The organism is Methylobacterium sp. TK26 (assembly GCF_055361565.1).
Window position 1 is genome coordinate 118,041 of the sequence record NZ_CM143965.1, and the last position, 21,401, is coordinate 139,441.

Below are 21,401 nucleotides of genomic sequence, written 5' to 3' on the forward strand. Positions count from 1 at the left end.
TCCCCGCCGCCAACCCTCCGGCGCAGCCGGTTCGCGGCCTCCCCGGCCGTAAGCCCAACGGGACAAACGCCCTGTAGTTGCAGAACTGAGGCGCCTCTCGCGCACGAGATCAGCGATTTTCGCGCACGGTCTCGACCACGGCCGCGATCAGCTGGTCGAGATCGGCCTCGGCGATGGTGAGGGCGGGCGTAAGGTAGAGGATGTCGCCGAACGGCCGCACCCAGACGCCCCGCGCCAGCAACCGTTCCTTCAGCGCGGCGAGGTCCGGCGCGCGCGCAAATTGCACGCAGCCGATGGCACCGAGCACCCGCACATCCGCCACACCCGGCGCGGCGCGCAGGTCGGAAAGCCCCGCCGCGAGGCGCGCGGCGATGGCGCGGGCCTGGGGAAGACGCGGCTCCCGCTCGAACAGGTCGAGGCTGGCGTTGGCGGCGGCGCAGGCCAGCGGGTTCGCCATAAAGGTCGGGCCGTGCATCAGCGCCGCCGCCGGGTCGTCGGACCAGAAGGCGTCGAAGATCGCGGAGCGCGCCACCGTGGCGGCGAGCGTCATGGTCCCGCCGGTCAGCGCCTTCGACAGGCAGAGGATGTCGGGCACGATGCCCGCCTGCTCGCAGGCGAACAGGGTGCCGGTGCGGCCGAAGCCGGTGAATATCTCGTCCGCGATGAGCGGCAGGCCGTGCCGGGCCGCCAACCGGGCGATGGTCGCCAGCACCTCGGGCGGGTGCATCAGCATCCCGCCCGCGCCCTGCACGAGCGGCTCCACGATCACCGCCGCGAGGGTGTCGCGGTGCCGGGCCAGCGCGGCATCGAGCGCCGCCATCTGATCGGCGGTGCGCGGCAGATCGCAGAAGACCTGCTCCGGCAGGTACGCGCCGAAGCGGCGGTGCATCCCCTCGTCGGGGTCGCAGACCGACATCGCCCCCATCGTGTCGCCGTGGTAGCCGCCCCGGAAGGCGAGCACCCGGGTGCGGCCGGTGATTCCCCGGTTCAGCCAGACCTGCGCGGCCATCTTCAGGGCGACCTCGACGGCCACCGAGCCCGAATCGCTGAAGAAGACGTGGTTCAGATCGCCCGGCAGCAGGGCGGCGAGGCGCGCGGCGAGCCGTTCGGCCGGCGCATGGGTCAGCCCGCCGAACATCACGTGGGGCATGGCAGCGAGTTGCCGCGACACCGCCTCGGCAATGTGCGGATGGTTGTAGCCGTGCACCGCTGTCCACCAGGAGGCGATGCCGTCCACCAGTTCCCGCCCGTCCGCGAGGCGGATGCGCGTGCCCTCCGTCGCCACCGCTTCCAGCGGCGGGGCGGCGTGCTTCATCTGGGTGTAGGGGCGCCAGAGATGCGTGGTCATGGGCGGGGGATGGACAGTGCCGCCGCCGGGGTCAACCGCCGGAGCCTTGACGCCACCCCGCCGCCCTGGCTTCTCGCCCCGATGAACAGCCTCGATGCCTTCGCGCAGGACAAGCTCGCCGCGCTCGAAGCCGGCGCCCTGCGTCGGCGGCTCACGATCACCGGGCGCGGGCCGGAGGCCGCCGCATCGCGGGGAGGGCGGGCGCTCGTCTCGTTCTCGTGCAACGATTATCTCGGCCTGTCGCACCATCCCCGCGTCGTCGCGGCGGCGCAGGCGGCGGTGGGGGCGCATGGCGCCGGGGCGGGGGGCTCGCGCCTCGTCACCGGCAATCACGCGGTGCTCGCCGCCCTCGAAGCCCGGCTCGCCGCCCACAAGGGCAAGGACGCGGCCCTCGTCTTCGGCAGCGGCTACCTCGCCAATCTCGGCATCACCCCGGCGCTCGCCGGCCGGGGCGATCTCATCCTCCTCGATGAACTCTCCCATGCCTGCATGTGGGCGGGGGCGCGGCTCTCGGGGGCGACGGTGCTCACCTTCCGCCACAACGACGTCGCCGACCTCGCGGCGATCCTTGCCGAACGGCGCGCCGGCCATGGGCGGGCGCTGATCCTCACCGAGCGCGTCTTCTCCATGGATGGCGACCGGGCGCCGATGCAGGACATCCTCGCCGTGGGACGGGACCGCGAGGCCTGGACCCTGGTGGACGATGCCCACGGCCTCGGCATGGTCGAGGACGGGCCGCGCGCGCCCCTCGAAATGGGCACGCTGTCGAAGTCGCTCGGCTCCTATGGCGGCTATCTCTGCGCCTCGCAGCCGGTGATCGACCTGCTGACCAGCCGCGCCCGCAGCTTCGTCTACACGACGGGCCTGCCCCCGGCCTCGGCGGCGGCGGCGCTGGAAGCCCTGGCGATCCTCGAAGAGGAGCCGGAACGTTGCGCCCGGCCGATCCTGCTGGCCCGCCGCTTCACCGCCCGGCTCGGCCTGCCGGAGGCCGAGAGCGCCGTGGTGCCGGTGCTGGTCGGCGCCGCGCAGAAGGCCCTCGACCTGTCGGGCAAGCTCGAAGCGGCGGGGTTCCTCGTGGTGGCGATCCGCCCGCCGACCGTGCCCGCCGGCACGGCGCGGCTGCGGGTGGCGTTCTCGGCGGCGCACAGCGAATCGCAGGTGGATGCCCTCGCTGAGGCGGTGGCGCGGTTCAGGGCCGGTTGAGCCCGGCTTCGCGAGACGCTACGCGAGGCTCCAACGAGAGAGAGGAAACGAACCCCATGGACGCCACGACCCTGCGCAGCCTCCAGGCCCCCCTGAAGGACCAATATCGCAACGCCCCGGATTCGGCCGTCATCACCCTGAAAGCGAAGGGCACGCTGGACGACGGCAGCATCGCCTGCAAGGTCGAGACGGGCCGCGCCCTGGCCGTGGCGGGGCTCCACCCGGCGACCGGCGGCTCGGGTGCCGAGCTCTGCTCCGGCGACATGCTGCTCGAAGCCCTCGTCGCCTGCGCGGGCGTGACGGTGAAGGCCGTGGCCACCGCCCTCGAAATCCCCCTGCGCGCGGGCACCGTTTCGGCCGAGGGCGATCTCGATTTCCGGGGCACGCTCGGCGTCGACAAGGAGGCCCCGGTGGGCTTTCGCGATATCCGCCTGTCCTTCACCCTCGACACCGACGCCTCGGAGGAGAAGCTGGCGCAGCTCCTCAAGCTCACCGAGCGCTATTGCGTCGTGTTCCAGACCCTGAACCACAAGCCGGCCCTGTCGGTGGCGCTCACCACCGCCTGAGGCGGTTGCGCGGACGGCCGCGCCGCTGCATCAGCGGCGGCGATGGCCGACCCACACCTTGCGCTGCCGATCGAGGCGGCGCTTCCCGATCTCCAAAAGGCCCTCGCGGCCCGCAACGCCGCCGTGCTCGTGGCGCCCCCCGGCGCCGGCAAGACCACGCGCGTGCCCCTCGATCTGCTCGACGCCCCCTGGCTCGGCAAGGGCAAGATCGTGCTGCTGGAGCCCCGCCGCCTCGCGGCGCGGGCCGCCGCCGCCCGCATGGCGAAGACGCTGGGCGAAGAGGTCGGCGGCACGGTGGGCCTGCGCGTGCGCCTCGGCTCCAAGATCTCCGCGCGCACCCGGATCGAGGTGGTCACGGAGGGCGTGTTCACCCGGATGATCCTGGACGATCCCGAACTCACCGGCATCGGCGCGGTGCTGTTCGATGAGTTCCACGAACGCTCCCTCGACGCCGATCTCGGCCTCGCCCTGGCCCTCGACGCGCAGGGCGGCCTGCGCGAGGACCTGCGCATCCTCGTCATGTCCGCGACCCTCGACGGGGCGCGGGTGGCGGGGCTCCTGAACGACGCGCCGGTCGTGGCCTCCGAGGGCCGCGCCTTCCCGGTGGAAACCCGCTACCTCGACCGCGATCCGAATCGCCGGATCGAGGACAGCATCGCCGAGGCGGTGCAGCGGGCGCTGCGGGCCGATCCCGGCTCGGTGCTGGTGTTCCTGCCGGGGCAGGCCGAGATCCGCCGCACGGCCGAGGCTCTGGCCGGGAAGGTCGGGCCGGAGGTGATCCTCGCGCCCCTCTACGGCGCACTCACCCCGGCCGAGCAGGACAGGGCGGTGAGCCCCGCGCCCCCCGGCCAGCGCAAGGTGGTGCTCGCCACCTCCATCGCGGAAACCTCGCTGACCATCGAGGGCGTGCGCATCGTGGTCGATTCCGGCCTCGCGCGGGTCCCGGTCTACGAGCCCGGCCTTGGCCTCACCCGCCTCGTCACCGCGCGGGCCTCGCGGGCGGCGGTGGACCAGCGCCGGGGCCGCGCGGGCCGCACCGAACCCGGCATCTGCTGGCGGCTCTGGGCCGAGGCCGGCAACGGCGCCCTGGAAGCCTTCGCCAAGCCCGAGATCCTGTCGAGCGATCTCGCCGGGCTGCTGCTCGATTGCGCCGCCTGGGGCGTGCCCGACCCGCGCAACCTCGCCTTCCTCGATCCGCCGCCGGCCCCGGCGCTCGCCGAGGCGCGCACCATGCTCGACGGGCTGGGTGCCTTCGATGCGGACGGGCGCCTCACCGACACCGGCCGGCGCCTGCGCGCTCTGCCGCTGCCGCCCCGCCTCGCGCGGATGGTCGCGACGGCCGCGCAGGACGGGCGCGGCCGGGCGGCGGCGAATCTGGCGGCGGTTCTGGTGGAGCGCGGCCTCGGCGGCGATGCCGTCGATCTCGACGAGCGCGTCGAGCGGTTCGCCCGCGACCGGGGCGGCCGGGCGACCGACATGCGCCGGCTCGCGGAGAACTGGGCGCGCATCGCGGGCGCCGGCGGACCCTCCGAGCCCAGCCCAGCGGGCCCGCTCCTGGCGTTGGCCTTCCCGGATCGCGTCGCCCGCGCCAGGGGCCGCGAGGGCGAGTTCGTGATGGCGAGCGGCCGGGCCGGGCGGCTCGATGCCGCGAGCCCGCTCGCACGGGGCAGCTACATCGTCGTGGCCGACCTCGCCGGCAGCGCCGCCAACGCGCGCATCCTGGCCGCCGCCGCCATCGCTGCCGAGGACATCGAGGCCCTGTTCGCGGACCGGATCGAGGCCGTCACTCAGGTGACCTTCGATTCACAGGCCGCCTCGCTGCGCGCCCGCTCGGTGCGCCGCCTTGGCGCTGTGAACCTCGGGGAAAAGACCTTGCCCGTCCCGGCCGACGAGGATTCGGCCACGATCCTCGCCGAGGGCATCGCCCGGCTCGGGATCGAGCGGTGGCCCTGGACATCCGCCCTCTCGCAATGGCGCGCCCGCGTGAACTTCCTCCGCGCGGCCGAAGGTGAGGCGTGGCCGGACCTTTCGGACGCCACGCTCACCGCCACGGCGGGCGAATGGCTCGCCCCGTCCATCGTCGGCCGCACGAGCCTCGGGGCGATCGGCGCCGACGACCTCGCCAACGCCCTGCACGGCCTGCTGCCCTGGGGGCTTCGCGCCCGCCTCGACACGGCCGCCCCGACCCATGTCGAGGTGCCGACCGGCTCACGAATCGCCATCGATTACGCCGCCGAGGAACCCGCCCTGTCGGTGCGGGTGCAGGAACTCTTCGGCCTCGACAGGCACCCGAGCGCCGGAGGGCGGCCGCTGGTGCTCCATCTGCTCTCGCCGGCCCAGCGCCCCATCCAGATCACCCGCGACCTGCCGGGCTTCTGGCGCGGCTCGTGGGCCGCCGTCCGCGCCGAGATGCGCGGACGCTACCCCCGCCACCCCTGGCCGGAGGATCCCCTCGCCGAGGCGCCGACCCGCCGGGCGAAGCCACGGGGCACCTGATTCACCCATGAGGATGCGATGACCGACACCACGGAACGCGACGACCCCGAAGCCTCGGGCTGGGTCCATATCGAGGACGAGGGCTTCATCGCCACGGTCGGCCCGCTCTACGTGCGGGATGGCGTCTATGCCTTCCGCGCCTCGCAGAAGCACGCCAACCTCATCGGCGTCGTGCATGGCGGCATGCTGATGAGCTTCGCCGACCGCGCCATGGGCGTCACGGCCATGGCGGCGGCCGACGGGGCGAGCTGCGTCACCATCCAGCTCGAAATGAAGTTCCTCGAAGCGGGCCGGATGGACGATTGGCTGACCTGCGAAGCCACCGTGGTGAAGCGCACCGGATCCCTGGTGTTCATGCGCGGCGAAGTCCGCGACGGCGAACGCCTCGTCGCCACGGGGGACGGCGTGTGGAAGATCCTGCGCAACCGCAAAGGCTGAGGCTCGCCCATGGTTGAGGCGCCCGCTCGGCGCTATCTTGCAGCGATGAGCGAAGACGCCGCCCCCGATCCGGCCCTGAGCCGCCTGAGCGCGGCCCTCGGCAGCCTGCCCAAGCGCGGCCTGCCGCCGGTCGAGACGTGGAACCCGCCCTATTGCGGCGAGATCGACATCCGCATCGCCGCCGACGGGACGTGGCACCATAACGGCTCGCCGATCCGCCGGGAGAAGCTGGTCCGCCTGTTCTCGACCATCCTGCGGCGGGAGGCGGACGGACGCACCGTCCTCGTCACCCCCGTGGAAAGCGTCGGCATCGTTGTGGAGGACGCGCCGTTCCTCGCCGTCGAGATGGCGGTGGAGGGCGAGGGGCCGGAGCGCAGCATCGCTTTCCGCACCAACGTCGATGACCTCGTGCGCCTCGATGCCGACCACGCCCTGCGCTTCGAGCAGGATTCGGAGGGCGGGCTGAAGCCCTACCTTCATGTCCGGCGGGGCCTCTGGGCGCTCGTGACCCGCGCCCTGACCTACGACCTCGTGGACCTCGCCGAGGAGCGGGAGATCGACGGCGAAGCCTGGCTCGGGATCGCGGCCGGGGGCACGTTCCACCGGATCGCCCCGGCGAATCAGGCGTGAGCCCGGCACTCTCTGAATTCCTCGCCCGCGCCGAGGCGGGCCTTTCGCGCGAGCCGCCGGGCCCGGACGATCCGACCTCGAACCCGCGCGGCGACCACAGCATCGACCCGGACGGCGCGGCGGTGATCCCGCCGCCGCCCCATCGCCGGGCGGCGGTGCTGGTGCCGGTGCTCCACCGTCCCGAGGGCCCGGCCCTCGTGCTGACGCAGCGCGCCAGCGGCCTGCGCGACCATTCCGGGCAGGTCGCCCTGCCGGGGGGCAAGATCGACCCCACCGATCCAGGACCCGCCGAGGCCGCCCTGCGGGAGGCGCAGGAGGAGATCGCCCTGGCGCCAAAGGACGTGCGGGTGCTCGGCTATCTCGACCCCTATCTCTCGGGCACGGGCTTCCTCGTCACACCGGTCATCGGGCTTGCCGCGCCCTCCGCGCCGTTCCGCCCGAACCCCACCGAGGTGGCAGAGGTGTTCGAGGTGCCGCTTTCCTTCCTGATGGACCGGGCGCGGTATGTCCTCCAGTCGCGTGAATGGAAGGGGCGGCAGCGCTGGTTCTACGCCATGCCGTTCGGCGAGCGGCTGATCTGGGGCGTCACCGCCGGCATCCTCAATAACCTGCGCGAGCGGCTTTATCCCGAGAATCCGCCGGTTTACGGCGACAGCGGAGACCGGCCGCGCTAGTCTCGGATTCGTATCGCAGCGTTCCGCCCCGCGAAACATCCTCTCACCGACACATCCATGCTTCGCCGCTTCATCGAAGAGTTCGGCCTCTTCCTGATACCCTTCGGCCTGTTCCTCGTCCTGCTTGTGGTGACGGGGCGCAATCCGTTTAGGTTGCACCACTGGACCAAGCAGGGTACGCGGCTCGTTCTGGCCGGGCTGTTCGTGGTGATCGCCTCCTTGGTCTACGAGGGCCTGTTCTCGACCCGCAGCGAAAGCGGATACGTGCCGCCGCACATGGAGAACGGGCACCTCGTGCCGGGGCAGTTCCGGTGAATCGCAGCCTCGACACGGCGGGTCCGGCGGCGCTCCTCGCCCGTCCGAGCGTGCGTGCCACCCTGGCCGCCCTCGCCGCGCCCGGCGAGGAGACACGCCTCGTCGGCGGCTGTGTGCGCGATGCGCTCCTGGGCTCGGCGGCCTCCGACATCGACATCGCGACGACGCTCCGGCCCGAGGCGGTGATGGAGCACGCGCGCCACGCCGGGCTGAAGGCCGTGCCGACGGGCATCGAGCACGGGACGATCACCGTGGTGACGCCGCAGGAGCCCATCGAGGTCACGACCCTGCGGGAGGACGTCGAGACGGACGGGCGCCACGCCGTGGTGCGGTTCGGCGGCGACTTCGCGCAGGACGCCGCCCGACGCGACTTTACCATCAACGCCCTGTCCCTCGGCGCGGACGGGGCGCTGCACGACACGGTGGGCGGCCTGGACGACCTGCGCGCCCGTCGCGTCCGCTTCATCGGCGAGGCGGCGACCCGCATCCGTGAGGACGCCCTGCGCATCCTGCGCTTCTTCCGGTTTCACGCCCGCTTCGCCGAAGCCGAGCCGGATGGGCCGGCGCTCGCCGCCTGCATCGCCGCCCGCGATGCCGTCGACGGCTTGTCCCGCGAGCGGGTGCGCAACGAATTCCTGAAGCTGCTGCTGGCCCCCGGCTGCGTCCCCGTGGTGACGCTGCTGTCCGGGACGGGCCTGTTGCAGCGGATCAGCGGCGGCGTTGCGGAACTGGGGCGCCTCGCCCGCAGCGCGGCGGCAGGGCAGGGGGCCACGATGCGGCTCGCGGCGCTGTGCGTCCACGCCGCCCACGATGAGCCGCGCCTGCGCGACAGCCTGCGCCTCTCGAATGCCGAGACGGCGCAACTGGACACCTACGCCGCGCTCCTCGCCGCGCTTCACGGCCGCGAGGGGCTCGGCATGAAGGACGTGCGTGCCCTTGCCTCGGTTCATGGCGGACGCATGGTGGGGGAGACGTTGGCGATCCTGGCTGGCGAGCCGCGCCCACGCCCCGACGAAGCCGCCCTGGCGGAGGCCGCCCGCTTGGCGGGTGGGAAGGGCGATCCGGTCTTTCCCCTGACCGGCGGCGATCTCGTTCGCGAGGGTCTTCCCCCCGGCCGCGCCATCGGGAAGGGCCTCGCGGCGGCGAAGGCCGAATGGCTCGCGCTCGGCTGCCCGGAGGATGAGGCTTCGCGCCAAGCCCTGCTGGCCCAGGCGCTGGAGGCCGCGCGCCCATAAAAAAACGTCCCCGGCCAATTGGACGGGGACGTTTGAGAAGTCCGACGATGCGGTGAAGCTCAGAGCTTCAGCAGCGCCTTGGTCTCGCGCAGCTGCACGATCTGAGCGTTCAGCTCCTCGCGCTTCTGCAGATCCTCGGTGGCATCGTATTGCATCTGGATCGCCTCGATGTCGCGATCGAGGGACGCGGCGTTCAGCTCCTCGATGGGAGCGGCGCGCTCGGCGAGAACCGTCACGCCCTTCGGCCCGATATCGGCGAAGCCGCCACGGACGTAGATGCGCTTGCCGGAGCCCTGGCTCTCGGTGACGACGATGACGCCGACCCGGAGGGAGGTGAGGACCGGGGCGTGACCCGCCATCACGGTCATCTCGCCCTCGATGCCGGGCAACTGAACGGCGTTCACTTCGCCGGAATACAGCGTCCGCTCGGGGCCGACGAAATCGAAGTGGAAGGTGGCCATCGTCTCAGAATTCCCGCCTCAAGCTCTCTTCCCGATCACGGGAAGCGTGGCCCCTCCCCGAGAGCGGGGAGGGGACGACTTGCCGGCTTACGCCGCCTTGAGCTTCTTGGCCTTCTCCTGGGCCTGCTCGATGGTGCCGACCATGTAGAAGGCGGCCTCGGGCAGGTCGTCGTAGTCGCCGTTCACAAGGCCCTTGAAGCCCTTGATGGTGTCCTCGAGGGCCACCTGCACGCCCGGCGAGCCGGTGAACACCTCGGCCACCGTGAAGGGCTGCGAGAAGAAGCGCTCGATCTTGCGGGCGCGGGCCACGGTGAGCTTATCCTCTTCGGACAGCTCGTCCATGCCCAGGATCGCGATGATGTCCTGCAGGGCCTTGTAGCGCTGCAGGGTCTGCTGGACGCGGCGGGCCACGTCGTAATGCTCCTCGCCGAGAATGGCGGGCGAGAGCATGCGCGAGGTGGAGTCCAGCGGGTCCACCGCCGGGTAGATGCCCTTCTCGGCAATCGAGCGCGACAGCACGGTCGTGGCGTCGAGGTGGGCGAACGAGGCGGCGGGCGCCGGGTCGGTCAGATCGTCGGCCGGCACGTAGATGGCCTGCACCGAGGTGATCGAACCCTTGTTGGTGGTGGTGATGCGCTCCTGCAGGGCACCCATGTCGGTGGCCAGAGTCGGCTGATAGCCCACCGCCGAGGGGATGCGGCCGAGAAGCGCCGACACCTCGGAGCCCGCCTGCGTGAAGCGGAAGATGTTGTCCACGAAGAACAGCACGTCCTGGCCCTCGTCGCGGAACTGCTCCGCGATGGTCAGGCCAGTAAGGGCCACGCGGGAGCGGGCGCCGGGGGACTCGTTCATCTGGCCGTAGACCAGGGCGCACTTGGAGCCCTCGGCCGAGCCGCCATGCTCCTTCGGATCGACGTTCACCTTGGACTCGATCATCTCGTGATAGAGATCGTTGCCCTCGCGGGTGCGCTCACCGACGCCGGCGAACACCGAGTAGCCGGAGTGAACCTTCGCGATGTTGTTGATCAGCTCCATGATCAGCACGGTCTTGCCGACGCCGGCGCCGCCGAACAGGCCAACCTTGCCGCCCTTGGAGTAGGGGGCGAGCAGGTCCACCACCTTGATGCCGGTCACGAGGATCTGCGCCTCGGTCGACTGGTCGGCATAGGAGGGGGCCGGCTGGTGGATGGCGCGGTAGGTGTCGCACACGACCGGGCCGAGCTCGTCGATCGGCTCGCCGATGACGTTCATGATTCGGCCGAGGGTGTTCATGCCCACCGGAACCTTGATCGGCTCGCCGGTATCCGTGCACTCTTGGCCGCGGGTCAGGCCCTCGGACGTGTCCATGGCGATGCAGCGGACGGTGTTCTCACCGAGCTGCTGGGCGACCTCAAGGACGAGGCGGGCGCCGTTGTTCTTGGTCTCCAGGGCGTTCAGGATCTCGGGCAGGTGGCCCTCGAACTGCACGTCGACCACGGGGCCGATGACCTGGGTGATCTTGCCGACCTTGTTGGAGCCGGCGCCGGGGAGTGCGGTGTTCGCCATTGTCTGCCTACCCTTCAATCTGTGCGGACGGTGCCGATACCCTTAGAGGGCCTCGGCGCCGGAGATGATTTCGATGAGCTCCTTGGTGATCATCGCCTGACGGGTCCGGTTGTAGACCAGCGTCTGCTTCTTGATCATCTCCCCCGCGTTGCGGGTGGCGGAATCCATCGCGCTCATGCGGGCGCCCTGCTCGGAGGCGGCGTTCTCCAGGAGCGCCCGGTACACCTGCACCGCGAGGTTCTGCGGCAGCAGGGTCTCCAGGATCACTTCCTCGGAGGGCTCGAACTCCAGCGCGGCGTTGCCGCCGGGCTTGGCCGTCGTCTCGGTCGTGGCCGGAAGCTCGGCCGGGATGAGGCGCTGCGCCGTGGGGATCTGCGAGATCACCGAGCGGAACTCGGCGAAGAACAGCGTCGCCACGTCGAACTCGCCCGCATCGAAGCGCGCCACGATCTTCTGCGCGATCTCGGAGGCGAAGGCGTAGTCCACCGGCTTGTTGCCGCGGATGTCCATGCTCTCCACGATCTGGTCGCGGAACTGGCGGCGCAGGAGGTCGAGGCCCTTCTTGCCGATGGTCATGAACTTGACCGTCTTGCCCTCGGCCTGAAGCTTCAGGGCATGCTCGCGGATGGCGAGGCGGACGATCGAGGAGTTGAACGCGCCGCAGAGGCCGCGATCGCCCGTGCAGACGACGAGCAAATGCACCTGCTCCGAGCCGGTGCCCGAGAGGAGCTTCGGGGCGTTGTTGCCGCCGATCATGTTGCCGGCGAGGTTGCCCAGCACGCCGGACATCTTCTCGGCAAAGGGGCGGCCCGCCTCGGCGGCCATCTGGGCGCGGCGCAGCTTGGCCGCGGCGACCATCTGCATGGCCTTGGTGATCTTCTGCGTCGCCTTCACCGAGGTGATGCGGTTCCGCAGGTCCTTCAAGCTCGCCATCGAGTGAGGTCCAGGTCCGTTCCTAGGGGCCTCTCCTCCCTCGCGGAGGGAGGAGGCGGATCGTGCCCGCCCCGATCAGGCGAGCGCAAACCTGATCCCGGGCGATCCCGGGATCAGAGGGTCTTGGGTCAGGCGACCGCCTTGGCCACGCTCTCGACGACGCTCTTCAGCTTGCCGGCGTTGTCGTCCGACAGGTCCTTCGAGGCGGCGATCGAGTCGAGCAGGTCCTTGTGCTTGGTGCGCAGGGTGCTGAGGAGCTGGTCCTCGAACGGGCGCACCTTCGCGAGCGGCATCTTGTCGAGGTAGCCGTTCACGCCGGCGTAGATCACCGCGACCTGCTCTTCCATCTTCAGCGGCGAGAACTGCGGCTGCTTCAGGAGTTCGGTGAGGCGCGAGCCACGGTTCAGCAGCTGCTGGGTCGAGGCGTCGAGATCGGAGCCGAACTGAGCGAAGGCCGCCATCTCGCGGTACTGCGCCAGCTCGCCCTTGATCTTGCCGGCGACCTTCTTCATCGCCTTCGTCTGGGCCGAGGAGCCCACCCGCGACACCGAGAGGCCGACGTTCACCGCCGGGCGGATGCCCTGGTAGAACAGGTCGGTCTCAAGGAAGATCTGGCCGTCGGTGATCGAGATCACGTTGGTCGGGATGTAGGCCGACACGTCGTTGGCCTGGGTCTCGATGACCGGCAGGGCGGTCAGCGAGCCGTTGCCGGCGGCGTCGCCCATCTTGGCGGCGCGCTCGAGCAGGCGGCTGTGGAGGTAGAACACGTCGCCCGGGTAAGCCTCGCGGCCCGGCGGGCGGCGCAGCAGCAGGGACATCTGGCGGTAGGCGACGGCCTGCTTGGACAGATCGTCGTACACGATCACGGCGTGCATGCCGTTGTCGCGGAAGTACTCGCCCATGGCGCAGCCGGCGAACGGCGCGATGAACTGCATCGGCGCGGCGTCGGAGGCGGTGGCGGCGATGACGATCGAGTATTCCAGGGCGCCCTGGTCCTCGAGGACCTTCACGAACTGGGCCACCGTCGAGCGCTTCTGGCCGATGGCGACGTAGATGCAGAAGAGCTTCGACTTCTCGTCGCCGCCCGCGGTATGGCCCGGCTTCTGGTTGAGGATCGTGTCCAGGGCGATGGCGGTCTTGCCGGTCTGGCGGTCGCCGATGATCAGCTCGCGCTGGCCGCGGCCGACCGGGATCAGGGCGTCGATGGCCTTCAGGCCCGTGGCCATCGGCTCGTGCACCGACTTGCGCGGGATGATGCCCGGCGCTTTCACGTCGACGCGGCGACGCTCGGTCGACACGATCGGGCCCTTGCCGTCGATCGGGTTGCCCAGCGCGTCCACGACGCGGCCGAGCAGGCCCTTGCCGACCGGCACGTCCACGATGGCGCCGGTCCGCTTGACGGTCTGGCCTTCCTTGATCTCACGGTCGGAGCCGAAGATCACGATGCCGACGTTGTCCTGCTCGAGGTTCAGGGCCATGCCCCGCACGCCCGACTCGAACTCGACCATCTCACCGGCCTGAACGTTGTCGAGGCCGTAGGCGCGGGCGATGCCGTCACCGACGGAGAGAACCTGACCGACCTCGGAGACTTCGGCTTCCTCGCCGAAGTTCTTGATCTGGTCCTTGAGGATCGCGGAGATCTCGGCGGCGCGGATGTCCATGCTCGTGCCCCTGTGGCTTTAGCGTCTGTCGAATTACGGGTCGCGGGGTGGTGGCGCGCTTAGCGCGCAGCCCTCATCGCGAGGCGGATACCGTTGAGCTTGGTCTTGAGCGAGGCGTCGACCATGCGGGAGCCCATCTTCACGACGAGGCCGCCGATCAGGCTCGGATCGATCACGAGGTTGATGTCGACATCCGCCTTCGCGATGTCCCTCAGCGACGCCTTGATCTCCTCGATCACCGCATCGGAGGGCCGCTCTGCCACCCGCACCTCGGCGCGGACGATGCCCTTCGAATCCTGAACGAGGGACCGGAAGGCGGCGATCATACCCGGCAGGGCGAAGAGCCGGCGGTTCGCGGCCGAGAGACGGATGAAGTTGGCGGCGAGCCCGGTGATGCCGGCCTTCTCCAGGATGGCGCTGATCGCGGCTTCCTGCTCCCCGGCGCTGAAGACCGGGCTGCGCACGAGGCGGCGGAGATCCGCGCTCTCCTTGAGCAACCCGTCGAATTGATTGAGGGCCTCGGCCACCGCGTCAAGCTGGCGCTCGTCTCGCGCGAGCTCGAAGAGGGCGGAAGCGTACCGGCCCGACACGCCTGCGACCAGGGGACCAGCCTCGGAACCGTTCTGCGCCACCCGTCGCTCTCTTCTCTCGTTGCCCGCGTGGTCGGGTTTGAGACCCGTCCGCGCGCTGCGCAAGACCTTTCGGCCCTGGGCAATGGTTTTTGGATCGCGCCGGGATCGGACAGGGCTTCCGTCGCCCCCGTCCGGCGCGGCGACCGCCTAGCATGGCTCAGCGGATGGGCGCAAGGCGACGCTGTCGGCTGCGCGACAGGGCGGCAGAAGTGTGACGACCGGTGTCAAGCGGTTTTCAACACGCCAGCCGGTCGCAACGGCGGGTGCTGGCGATCATCTTGGCCATGGATTTCGCGCCGGGATGGCCGAGGATGCCCGAATTGCCGAGTACGTAGGAGGGGGTGGCGTAGAGCCCGAGATCGGCCGCCATGCGCATGTGGCTGCGCAGCGCGAGGCGCACCTCGTTGCTGTCGGCGATCTCCTCGATTTCGGCCTGCGGCACCCCGAGGGACGTCGCGGCGGTCAAGGCGCCGGGGCCGTCGATGCGGCCGGGCTTCGACAGGAGCGTCCGGTAGAAGCCGAACGCCGCCGCCGCGCCGAGCTTGCGCTGCACGGCGAGCGTCACCTTGGCGGCCTGCGCCGAATCCGGGGACAGAATCGGGTTGTGGACGAGGCCGATGCGCAGGGTCGAATCGGATTCGTGCAGGGCGACCACGTCGGCTGCGGCCTTCCGGCACCAGGGGCAATTGAAGTCGAAGAACTCGTAGAGGACCGTCTCCCCGTCCTTCGGGCCGGCATAGGTCACGCCGCGCAGGGCGGGGATCTGGCCGGTGATCTCGCCGGGGAGGATCGAGTTCGCCACCGCCTTCCCGTCGTCGCCCGTGACGGCGACGCGCTGGCCGTAGGATTGCGCGGCGGCGGGGCCCGCGAGGGCGAGGCCGGCGGAGGCCGCGAGGAGGCGGCGACGGGTCATCATCATGGCTGCGGAACCGAGCGGCGTCAGATGGCGCATTTATGGCCGTCGCCCGGTTCGCATCACCTTAAGCCGGGCGGCCGGTCGCCGCTGGCCCAGGCGAGGGCCTGTTCGAGGCGGTCGTTGCCCCAGAACAATTCGCCGTCGTCGGTCAGGAACGTCGGCGCGCCGTAGATGCCGCGCGAACGGGCCTCCTCCACGCTGACGCGGAGCTTCGTCTTGTTGGTGTCGGAGGCGGCGGCCTTCAGCACCTGCGTCCCGTCGAGGCCGAGCGAATCGAGGATCGCGACCACGGCGGACGGCTCGGAGATGGAGCGCCCCTGCGAAAAGCTCGCCGAGAACACCGCCTTCGAGAACGGCACCAGCCACTCCTGATCCTGCCCGAAGATCGCCACCCGCACCGCGTTCAGGCTGTTCTGCGGGAACGGATCGGGCTTGGTGATCGGCGGCAATCCGTAGGCCGCGGCCTGCCGTTCGAGGTCGCGCCACATGTTGCGGCCCTTGGCCGGGAAGAGGTTGAACGGCGAGGTCGTCCAGCCCTGCGAGGCGAAGAGCGGGCCGACGAGGAACGGCCGCCAACGCACGCTCACCTCGGCCTTCTCCGCCGCCGCCTCGATGCGCTGTGCCGCGAGGTGCGAATAGGTCGAGGCAAATTCGTACCAGAACTCCAACACGGGCTGGCGCGCCATCTGTTCGGCCTTTCGGTCATCGTCTCAAAGGGTCGCTCTGGCCAAGTTGGGCCGGCGACGCCAGGGCTCAAGGCGTCCGACGTATGGATTCGGGCCCATCTTCACAGGGGCATACGCTCAAGACGGCATGCCGGTTGCAGGCGGGTGTCGCCCGCGATAAGCCGCCGCGATCCACGCCCTCCCGTTACCGGACGTCGAATGACCGATCCCGCCAAGCCCGCCGTGAAGAAGGTCGTGCTCGCCTATTCGGGCGGCCTCGACACCTCCATCATCCTGAAGTGGCTGCAGACCACCTATGGCTGCGAGGTGGTGACGTTCACCGCCGATCTCGGCCAGGGCGAGGAGCTGGAGCCGGCCCGCCGCAAGGCGGAACTGCTCGGCATCAAGCCGGAGAACATCTACATCGAGGACCTCCGCGAGGAGTTCGTTCGCGATTACGTGTTCCCGATGTTCCGGGCGAACGCGGTCTACGAGGGCGTCTACCTGCTCGGCACCTCCATCGCCCGGCCGCTCATCGCCAAGAAGCAGATCGAGATCGCCCAGCGTGTCGGCGCGGATGCCGTCTGCCACGGCGCCACCGGCAAGGGGAACGATCAGGTCCGGTTCGAGCTCGGCTACTACGCCCTCAAGCCCGACGTGACGGTCATCGCCCCCTGGCGCGAGTGGGACCTGCGCTCCCGCGAGCAGCTGATCGCCTTCGCCGAGCAGCACCAGATCCCGATCGCCAAGGACAAGCGCGGCGAGAGCCCGTTCTCGGTGGACGCGAACCTGCTCCACGCCTCCTCCGAGGGGAAGGTGCTGGAGGATCCGGCCGTCGAGGTGCCCGATTACGTCTACTCGCGCACGCTCTCGCCGGAGGAAGCGCCCGACGAACCGACCATCGTCACCATCGGCTTCGAGCGGGGCGATGCCGTCTCCGTCGATGGCGAGGCGATGTCGCCCGCCACGCTGCTCGCCAAGCTTAACGAACTGGGCCGGGCGAACGGCATCGGCCGCCTTGATCTCGTGGAGAACCGCTTCGTCGGCATGAAGAGCCGCGGCATGTACGAGACGCCCGGCGGCACGATCCTGCTGCCGGCGCACAGGGCCATCGAATCGATCACCCTGGATCGCGGCGCGGCGCACCTGAAGGACCAGCTGATGCCGCAATACGCGGAGCTGATCTACAACGGCTTCTGGTTCTCGCCGGAGCGGGAGATGATCCAGGCGCTGATCGACAAGAGCCAGGAGAAGGTCACCGGCACCGTGCGGCTGAAGCTCTACAAGGGCGGCATCCACGTCATCGGCCGCGAGAGCCCGCACTCCCTCTACGATCAGGACCTCGTGACCTTCGAGGAAGGCGCCGTGGCCTACGACCACCGCGACGCGGCGGGCTTCATCAAGCTCAACGCCCTGCGCCTGCGGACGCTGGCCCAGCGCAAGAAGCGCGAGGGCTGATCACCGCCGCAGGCAGGCGGCCAGACCCTCCGTCCGCCCCATCATCCCCTGGATGCGCGCCGCCCGCCGGCGCACGCCGGCGGAGGGGCGGCCGGCACTGCGCAGGATCGGGTTCGGCAGCACGGCGGCGAGCAGGGCCGCCTCCTGGCGGGTGAGGTCGGCGGCGTCCTTGTGGAACCAGTAGCGGCTCGCCGCCTGCGCCCCGTAGATGCCGTCCCCCCATTCCGCGACGTTGAGATAGATCTCCATCATCCGCCGCTTGCCCCACAGGGTGTCGAGGGCGAGCGCCAGCGGAATCTCGACGGCCTTGCGGATGTAGGACCGCCCCGGCCACAGGAACACGTTCTTCACCGTCTGCATGGCGATGGTCGAGGCGCCGCGCGAGGGGGAATCCTCGTCGTCCACGACATCGCGGATGGCGCCGAAATCGACGCCGTGGTCGAGGCAGAATCGCTGGTCCTCGGAGGTGAGCACCGCGAGCTGCAGGGCGGGCGCAATCCGCGCCAGGGGGACGGCCTGCCGGTCCACCGGCTGCAGCGTCAACCAACGGCCAAGCATGAGAGTCGACGGCGGCGTCACCGCGCTATAGACGAGCGCCAACGTGAGCACGATGACCACAATTAGCGCGGGAACGAGCAGCAGCAGCCCGACCAGCCGCCGCAACGGCGCCGCCCGCCTCGGCCGGGCGCGCGGACGCACCTGCTGCGCCTCCTCCAACGGCCTTTCGGCCCTGATCTTTTCCTCCCTCACGCCGATGCTCAACTCACTCCGCACGGCCAGATCCGGACGCGACGCCCGATGAACCCGAACCCCTCAACGCAGTCGGACGCCCGTCCGGTCAAGGCGAACTCTTCCGCGCCCGACTTTTCCCATAGGCTCGCGCAGGTTGCGCAGCAGGTCGAGACTTTCCTTGTGGAGCGACTCGGCGAGCAGACCGGCCCCGGCGAGATCACGCGCCCGCCGCGTCTGATGGAGGCGATGCGCCACGCGGTGCTCGGCGGCGGCAAGCGTCTGCGGCCCTTCCTCGCCATCGAGACGGCGAAGATGCTCGGCGGGGCCGAGGCGGCGGCGCTGGCGGCCGGCGCGGGCGTCGAACTGGTGCATTGCTACTCCCTCGTCCACGACGACCTGCCGGCGATGGACAACGACGACATGCGCCGGGGCAAGCCCACGGTGCACAAGGCCTACGACGAGGCGACCGCGATCCTCGTGGGCGACGCCCTCCTGACGCTGGCCTTCGAGGTGGTGGCCGATCCGGCGTGGCAGCCCGATCCGGCCATCCGCGCCGACCTCGTCCTCGGCCTCGCCCGCGCGTCGGGCCTCGGCGGCATGGTCGGCGGGCAGTTGCTCGATCTCACGGCCGAGGGCCGCTTCGGCGCCGTGAACCTCGACGTGGACGATACGCTGCGGATGCAGGCGATGAAGACCGGCGCGATCCTGGCCTTCTCGGTGGAGGCCGGCGCTCTGGTCGGCGGGGCCGACAAGGGGCAGCGCGCCGCCTTGCTGCGCTACGGCCACGCCCTGGGCCAAGCGTTCCAGATCGCCGACGACATCCTCGACCGCGAGGCTTCGCCCGAGGCGATGGGCAAGGCGACCGGCAAGGACAAGGACGCGGGCAAGGCGACCCTGGTGGACCGCCTGGGCCTCGACGGCGCCCGCGCCGAGTGCGACCGCCTCGTGGCGGTCTGCGAGGATGCGGTGTCCCAATGGGGCGAGGGCGCCCGCGTCCTGCGCGACGCCGCCCGCTTCACCGTGGCGCGGAAGACCTGAGGGTTTCTACGGCGGCCATTGCCGGGCGCCGTGAAGGACCCTGAGGATCGTCACCGCTCGCTCGTTCTCTGCGTAGACGACGACGTAGGTCGAGCGGACGACCATCTCCCGCGTGTCGGCGACCCGGCCGGCGCGATAAAGCTTCGGGCGTTCGGTTAAAGACGCCGCCTTCGTCTCGATCTCATTCTTCAGCCGCTGCGCGGCTTCGATGTTGTCGTCCGAGATGTAATCCACGATCGCGAGCAGGTCCGCCCGGGCGGCTGGATGCCATTCAAGAACGGGCACCGCGCTTCCGATCAATCAAGGCCTGCGCCTCGTCCATGACCTCGCGGTGAGGGACGGCCGGGCCGGGATCGGCCAGGGCTTCCTGGACCTTGGCCCGAAACCACGCATCGTGGGAATCGGGGTCGGCGGTGAGCCCGGACGGCAGGCCGCCCTCGTGCACGACGCGCGTGAGCAGGATGCGGACGGCATCCGACACCGTCAGGCCGAACTTCGCGAGCGTTTCCGACGCGTCCGCTTTCAGAGCATCGTCGACGCGGACATGGAGCATCGAGGTTCGGGGCATCATCCCTCCGGGCAATCCAGCCTGTGTCTCAAATGAGATGCACGGCCGGTCGCCCGTTTCAAGATGCGTTCACCCCCGCCCGACGAACGGCATCTTCGTCGCCATCACGGTCATGAACTGCACGTTCGCCTCGATGGGCAGGTTCGCCATCATGAGGACGGCCTCGCCGACATGCAGCGGGTCCATCACCGCCTCGGCGCGGACGCTGCCGTCCGCCTGCGGGACGCCCTCCTTCATCCGGCCGCCCATCGGGGTGTCGGCGTTGCCGATGTCGATCTGGCCGCAGGCGATGTCGTAGGCGCGGCCGTCGAGGGAGGTCGATTTGGTGATGCCCGTCACCGCGTGCTTCGTCGCCGTGTAGGCGATGGAGTTCGGGCGCGGCGCGTAGGCCGAGATCGAGCCGTTGTTGATGATCCGCCCGCCGCGCGGACTCTGGTCGCGCATGATGCGGAAGGCGTGCTGCGTGCACAGGAAGATCGCGGTCAGGTTCGTGTCCACCACCTGACGCCACGTCTCCAGCGGCAGGTCCTCCAGGGGAACGGCCGGCGCGCCGATGCCGGCATTGTTGAAGATCATGTCGAGGCGCCCGAACCGCTCCACGGTGGCGTCGAACAGGGCCTTGATCGATTCGGGGTCGGTCACGTCGGTCGGGACGACGAGGGCGTTCCCGGCGCCGATCTGCGCGGCGACCTCGTCCAGTGGCTCGCGGCGGCGCCCCGACAGCACGACCTTCCAGCCCGCCCCGGCCAGCGCGACGGATGCCGCTTTGCCGACGCCGGTGCCGGCGCCCGTTACGATCGCGATCTTGCCCGTGGCGCTCATTCCGTCCTCCCGGTTCTCGTTGCCTGAGGCTGTAGAGCGAGGCTCGCGCGGCACGCAACGCCCGCGCCCGTGATACGGCCGGGAACGCCCCCGATTGTCGCCGCCGGAACGGTTGGCGGGCCGGGGCGTCGAGAGGGTGATGGCCCAGTCTTCCCCAGCCCCGAATGAACTCGTGTTCCGCCGCGTCGATCTCGACGGGGTGACGCTCAATGTCGGCGAGGCCGGGCCGCGCGACGGGCCGGTGGTGATCCTGCTTCACGGTTTCCCGGAAAGCGCGGCCGGCTGGCACCGGCAGGTCGGGCCGCTGGCGCGTGCGGGCTTTCGCGTGATCGTGCCGGACCAGCGCGGTTACGGGCTCAGCGACAAGCCCAGACGCATCGAGGACTATCACCTCGACCGCCTCGCGGCGGATGTCGTCGCCCTGGGGCGGGCCTGTGGAGCGGAGCAATTCTGTCTCGCCGGCCACGATTGGGGCGGCCTCGTCGCGTGGTGGGTGGCGAGCGTCCACCCGGAGCATGTCATTCGCCTGGCGATTCTCAACGCGCCCCACCCGGGTATCGTCGCGAGCTATATCCGGCACCATCCCGGCCAATGGCTGCGCAGCCTGTATGTCGGCTTCTTCCAACTCCGGGGCTTCGCGGAGCGCTGGCTCACGGCGGACGATGCTAAGGCCCTGCGCCGGGCCCTCGTGAGCACCAGCCGGAAGGGCACCTTCTCGAAGGCCGATCTCGACGCCTATGCCCGTGAATGGACCCGGCCCCGCGCGATGACGGCGATGCTCGCATGGTACCGCGCGCTGGTGAAGCTGCCCCGCCGCGATCCGCCCCGGGTGACGATGCCGACGCTCATCCTCTGGGGCAGACGCGACCACGCCCTGCAGCCCGGGCTCGCGGAGGCGAGCCTGCGCCTGTGCGACGACGGCCGGATCCGCTGGTTCCCGGACACGACGCATTGGATCCAGCATGAGGCGCCGGAGGCCGTGTCTTCGACGCTCGAAAACTTCTTCAAGCTGGAGAAAGAGCGCTGAATATCCCGCTCGACTGGCGCTTCTGGTTTTAATCCGAG

23 protein-coding genes are annotated in these 21,401 nt (G+C 70.1%); 11 read left to right on the top strand and 12 right to left on the bottom strand.

The genetic code is table 11. The features are described from left to right. Positions 1 to 109: 109 nt before the first annotated feature. Positions 110 to 1,348, bottom strand: a complete 1,239-nt coding sequence (locus ACXJ1Y_RS00560; protein ID WP_463848261.1) for an adenosylmethionine--8-amino-7-oxononanoate transaminase — start codon at positions 1,346 to 1,348, stop codon at positions 110 to 112. A gap of 81 nt (positions 1,349 to 1,429) precedes the next feature. On the opposite strand from ACXJ1Y_RS00560, the gene ACXJ1Y_RS00565 reads away from it, so the two are divergent. The 8 genes from ACXJ1Y_RS00565 to ACXJ1Y_RS00600 are packed head-to-tail and all read left to right on the top strand — an operon-like array spanning position 1,430 to position 8,905. Continuing rightward, a complete protein-coding gene (locus ACXJ1Y_RS00565; protein WP_463849996.1) occupies positions 1,430 to 2,551 on the top strand; it encodes an aminotransferase class I/II-fold pyridoxal phosphate-dependent enzyme in 1,122 nt (373 codons plus the stop codon). 56 nt (positions 2,552 to 2,607) lie between these two features. Further along, a complete protein-coding gene (locus ACXJ1Y_RS00570) occupies positions 2,608 to 3,117 on the top strand; it encodes an OsmC family protein (protein WP_463848262.1) in 510 nt (169 codons plus the stop codon). A 42-nt stretch (positions 3,118 to 3,159) separates the two neighbouring features. Continuing rightward, a complete protein-coding gene (gene hrpB / locus ACXJ1Y_RS00575) occupies positions 3,160 to 5,613 on the top strand; it encodes an ATP-dependent helicase HrpB (RefSeq protein ID WP_463848263.1) in 2,454 nt (817 codons plus the stop codon). A gap of 18 nt (positions 5,614 to 5,631) precedes the next feature. Further along, complete coding sequence (locus tag ACXJ1Y_RS00580) at positions 5,632 to 6,051, top strand: PaaI family thioesterase (RefSeq protein WP_463848264.1); 420 nt, start codon at positions 5,632 to 5,634, stop codon at positions 6,049 to 6,051. Positions 6,052 to 6,096: 45 nt separating this feature from the next. Further along, positions 6,097 to 6,681 carry a DUF1285 domain-containing protein gene (locus ACXJ1Y_RS00585; protein WP_463848265.1) on the top strand — a complete coding sequence of 195 codons (585 nt, stop codon included), beginning with the start codon at positions 6,097 to 6,099 and terminating at the stop codon, positions 6,679 to 6,681. Next, positions 6,678 to 7,355, top strand: coding sequence for a CoA pyrophosphatase (locus ACXJ1Y_RS00590; protein WP_463848266.1), 678 nt, complete (start codon positions 6,678 to 6,680; stop codon positions 7,353 to 7,355). Before ACXJ1Y_RS00585 ends, ACXJ1Y_RS00590 begins: the two co-directional genes overlap by 4 nt. 57 nt (positions 7,356 to 7,412) lie before the next feature. Next, positions 7,413 to 7,670: a DUF6111 family protein gene (locus tag ACXJ1Y_RS00595; RefSeq protein ID WP_463848267.1), complete on the top strand. Its 258-nt coding sequence runs from the start codon at positions 7,413 to 7,415 to the stop codon at positions 7,668 to 7,670. Beyond that, the gene (locus ACXJ1Y_RS00600; protein WP_463848268.1) at positions 7,667 to 8,905 is read left to right on the top strand and encodes a CCA tRNA nucleotidyltransferase; all 1,239 of its coding nucleotides are present in this window, start codon (positions 7,667 to 7,669) and stop codon (positions 8,903 to 8,905) included. Before ACXJ1Y_RS00595 ends, ACXJ1Y_RS00600 begins: the two co-directional genes overlap by 4 nt. Before the next feature lie 59 nt (positions 8,906 to 8,964). On the opposite strand, the gene ACXJ1Y_RS00605 is transcribed toward ACXJ1Y_RS00600, so the two are convergent. From ACXJ1Y_RS00605 to ACXJ1Y_RS00635, 7 genes are all read right to left on the bottom strand, one after another. Continuing rightward, on the bottom strand, positions 8,965 to 9,366 hold the full coding sequence (locus ACXJ1Y_RS00605; RefSeq protein ID WP_463848269.1) for a F0F1 ATP synthase subunit epsilon: 402 nt from the start codon (positions 9,364 to 9,366) through the stop codon (positions 8,965 to 8,967). 87 nt (positions 9,367 to 9,453) lie between these two features. Next, a complete protein-coding gene (gene atpD / locus ACXJ1Y_RS00610) occupies positions 9,454 to 10,911 on the bottom strand; it encodes a F0F1 ATP synthase subunit beta (RefSeq protein WP_463848270.1) in 1,458 nt (485 codons plus the stop codon). 42 nt (positions 10,912 to 10,953) lie between these two features. Then, positions 10,954 to 11,844 (bottom strand): F0F1 ATP synthase subunit gamma, encoded by an 891-nt coding sequence (locus tag ACXJ1Y_RS00615; protein ID WP_463848271.1) that lies wholly within the window; start codon positions 11,842 to 11,844, stop codon positions 10,954 to 10,956. Between the two features lie 128 nt (positions 11,845 to 11,972). Beyond that, positions 11,973 to 13,505 (bottom strand): F0F1 ATP synthase subunit alpha, encoded by a 1,533-nt coding sequence (gene atpA / locus ACXJ1Y_RS00620; protein ID WP_463848272.1) that lies wholly within the window; start codon positions 13,503 to 13,505, stop codon positions 11,973 to 11,975. A 59-nt stretch (positions 13,506 to 13,564) separates the two neighbouring features. After that, positions 13,565 to 14,137, bottom strand: coding sequence for a F0F1 ATP synthase subunit delta (locus ACXJ1Y_RS00625; RefSeq protein WP_463848273.1), 573 nt, complete (start codon positions 14,135 to 14,137; stop codon positions 13,565 to 13,567). 235 nt (positions 14,138 to 14,372) lie between these two features. After that, positions 14,373 to 15,056 carry a DsbA family protein gene (locus tag ACXJ1Y_RS00630; RefSeq protein ID WP_463848274.1) on the bottom strand — a complete coding sequence of 228 codons (684 nt, stop codon included), beginning with the start codon at positions 15,054 to 15,056 and terminating at the stop codon, positions 14,373 to 14,375. A gap of 56 nt (positions 15,057 to 15,112) precedes the next feature. Continuing rightward, positions 15,113 to 15,739, bottom strand: coding sequence for a 2-hydroxychromene-2-carboxylate isomerase (locus ACXJ1Y_RS00635; protein ID WP_463848275.1), 627 nt, complete (start codon positions 15,737 to 15,739; stop codon positions 15,113 to 15,115). A gap of 198 nt (positions 15,740 to 15,937) precedes the next feature. On the opposite strand from ACXJ1Y_RS00635, the gene ACXJ1Y_RS00640 reads away from it, so the two are divergent. After that, complete coding sequence (locus ACXJ1Y_RS00640; RefSeq protein ID WP_463848276.1) at positions 15,938 to 17,176, top strand: argininosuccinate synthase; 1,239 nt, start codon at positions 15,938 to 15,940, stop codon at positions 17,174 to 17,176. Here ACXJ1Y_RS00640 and mtgA read toward each other — a convergent pair whose 3' ends face one another. After that, positions 17,177 to 17,875: a monofunctional biosynthetic peptidoglycan transglycosylase gene (gene mtgA, locus ACXJ1Y_RS00645; protein ID WP_463848277.1), complete on the bottom strand. Its 699-nt coding sequence runs from the start codon at positions 17,873 to 17,875 to the stop codon at positions 17,177 to 17,179. Between the two features lie 99 nt (positions 17,876 to 17,974). Between mtgA and ACXJ1Y_RS00650 the strand changes: the two genes are divergently transcribed. Next, a complete protein-coding gene (locus ACXJ1Y_RS00650) occupies positions 17,975 to 18,946 on the top strand; it encodes a polyprenyl synthetase family protein (RefSeq protein ID WP_463848278.1) in 972 nt (323 codons plus the stop codon). A 6-nt stretch (positions 18,947 to 18,952) separates the two neighbouring features. Here the strand turns inward: ACXJ1Y_RS00650 and ACXJ1Y_RS00655 are convergent, their stop codons facing one another. The 3 genes from ACXJ1Y_RS00655 to ACXJ1Y_RS00665 all read right to left on the bottom strand — a co-directional run bounded on the left by ACXJ1Y_RS00655 (position 18,953) and on the right by ACXJ1Y_RS00665 (position 20,336). Then, complete coding sequence (locus ACXJ1Y_RS00655) at positions 18,953 to 19,231, bottom strand: type II toxin-antitoxin system RelE/ParE family toxin (protein WP_463848279.1); 279 nt, start codon at positions 19,229 to 19,231, stop codon at positions 18,953 to 18,955. After that, a complete protein-coding gene (locus ACXJ1Y_RS00660) occupies positions 19,218 to 19,517 on the bottom strand; it encodes a type II toxin-antitoxin system RelB/DinJ family antitoxin (protein ID WP_463848280.1) in 300 nt (99 codons plus the stop codon). The genes ACXJ1Y_RS00655 and ACXJ1Y_RS00660 overlap by 14 nt, the downstream gene beginning before the upstream one ends. Positions 19,518 to 19,583: 66 nt before the next feature. Then, entirely contained in the window at positions 19,584 to 20,336 is a 753-nt protein-coding gene (locus ACXJ1Y_RS00665; protein ID WP_463848281.1) for an SDR family oxidoreductase, read from the bottom strand. 139 nt (positions 20,337 to 20,475) lie between these two features. On the opposite strand from ACXJ1Y_RS00665, the gene ACXJ1Y_RS00670 reads away from it, so the two are divergent. Next, positions 20,476 to 21,363 carry an alpha/beta fold hydrolase gene (locus ACXJ1Y_RS00670; protein WP_463848282.1) on the top strand — a complete coding sequence of 296 codons (888 nt, stop codon included), beginning with the start codon at positions 20,476 to 20,478 and terminating at the stop codon, positions 21,361 to 21,363. Positions 21,364 to 21,401: the final 38 nt, after the last annotated feature.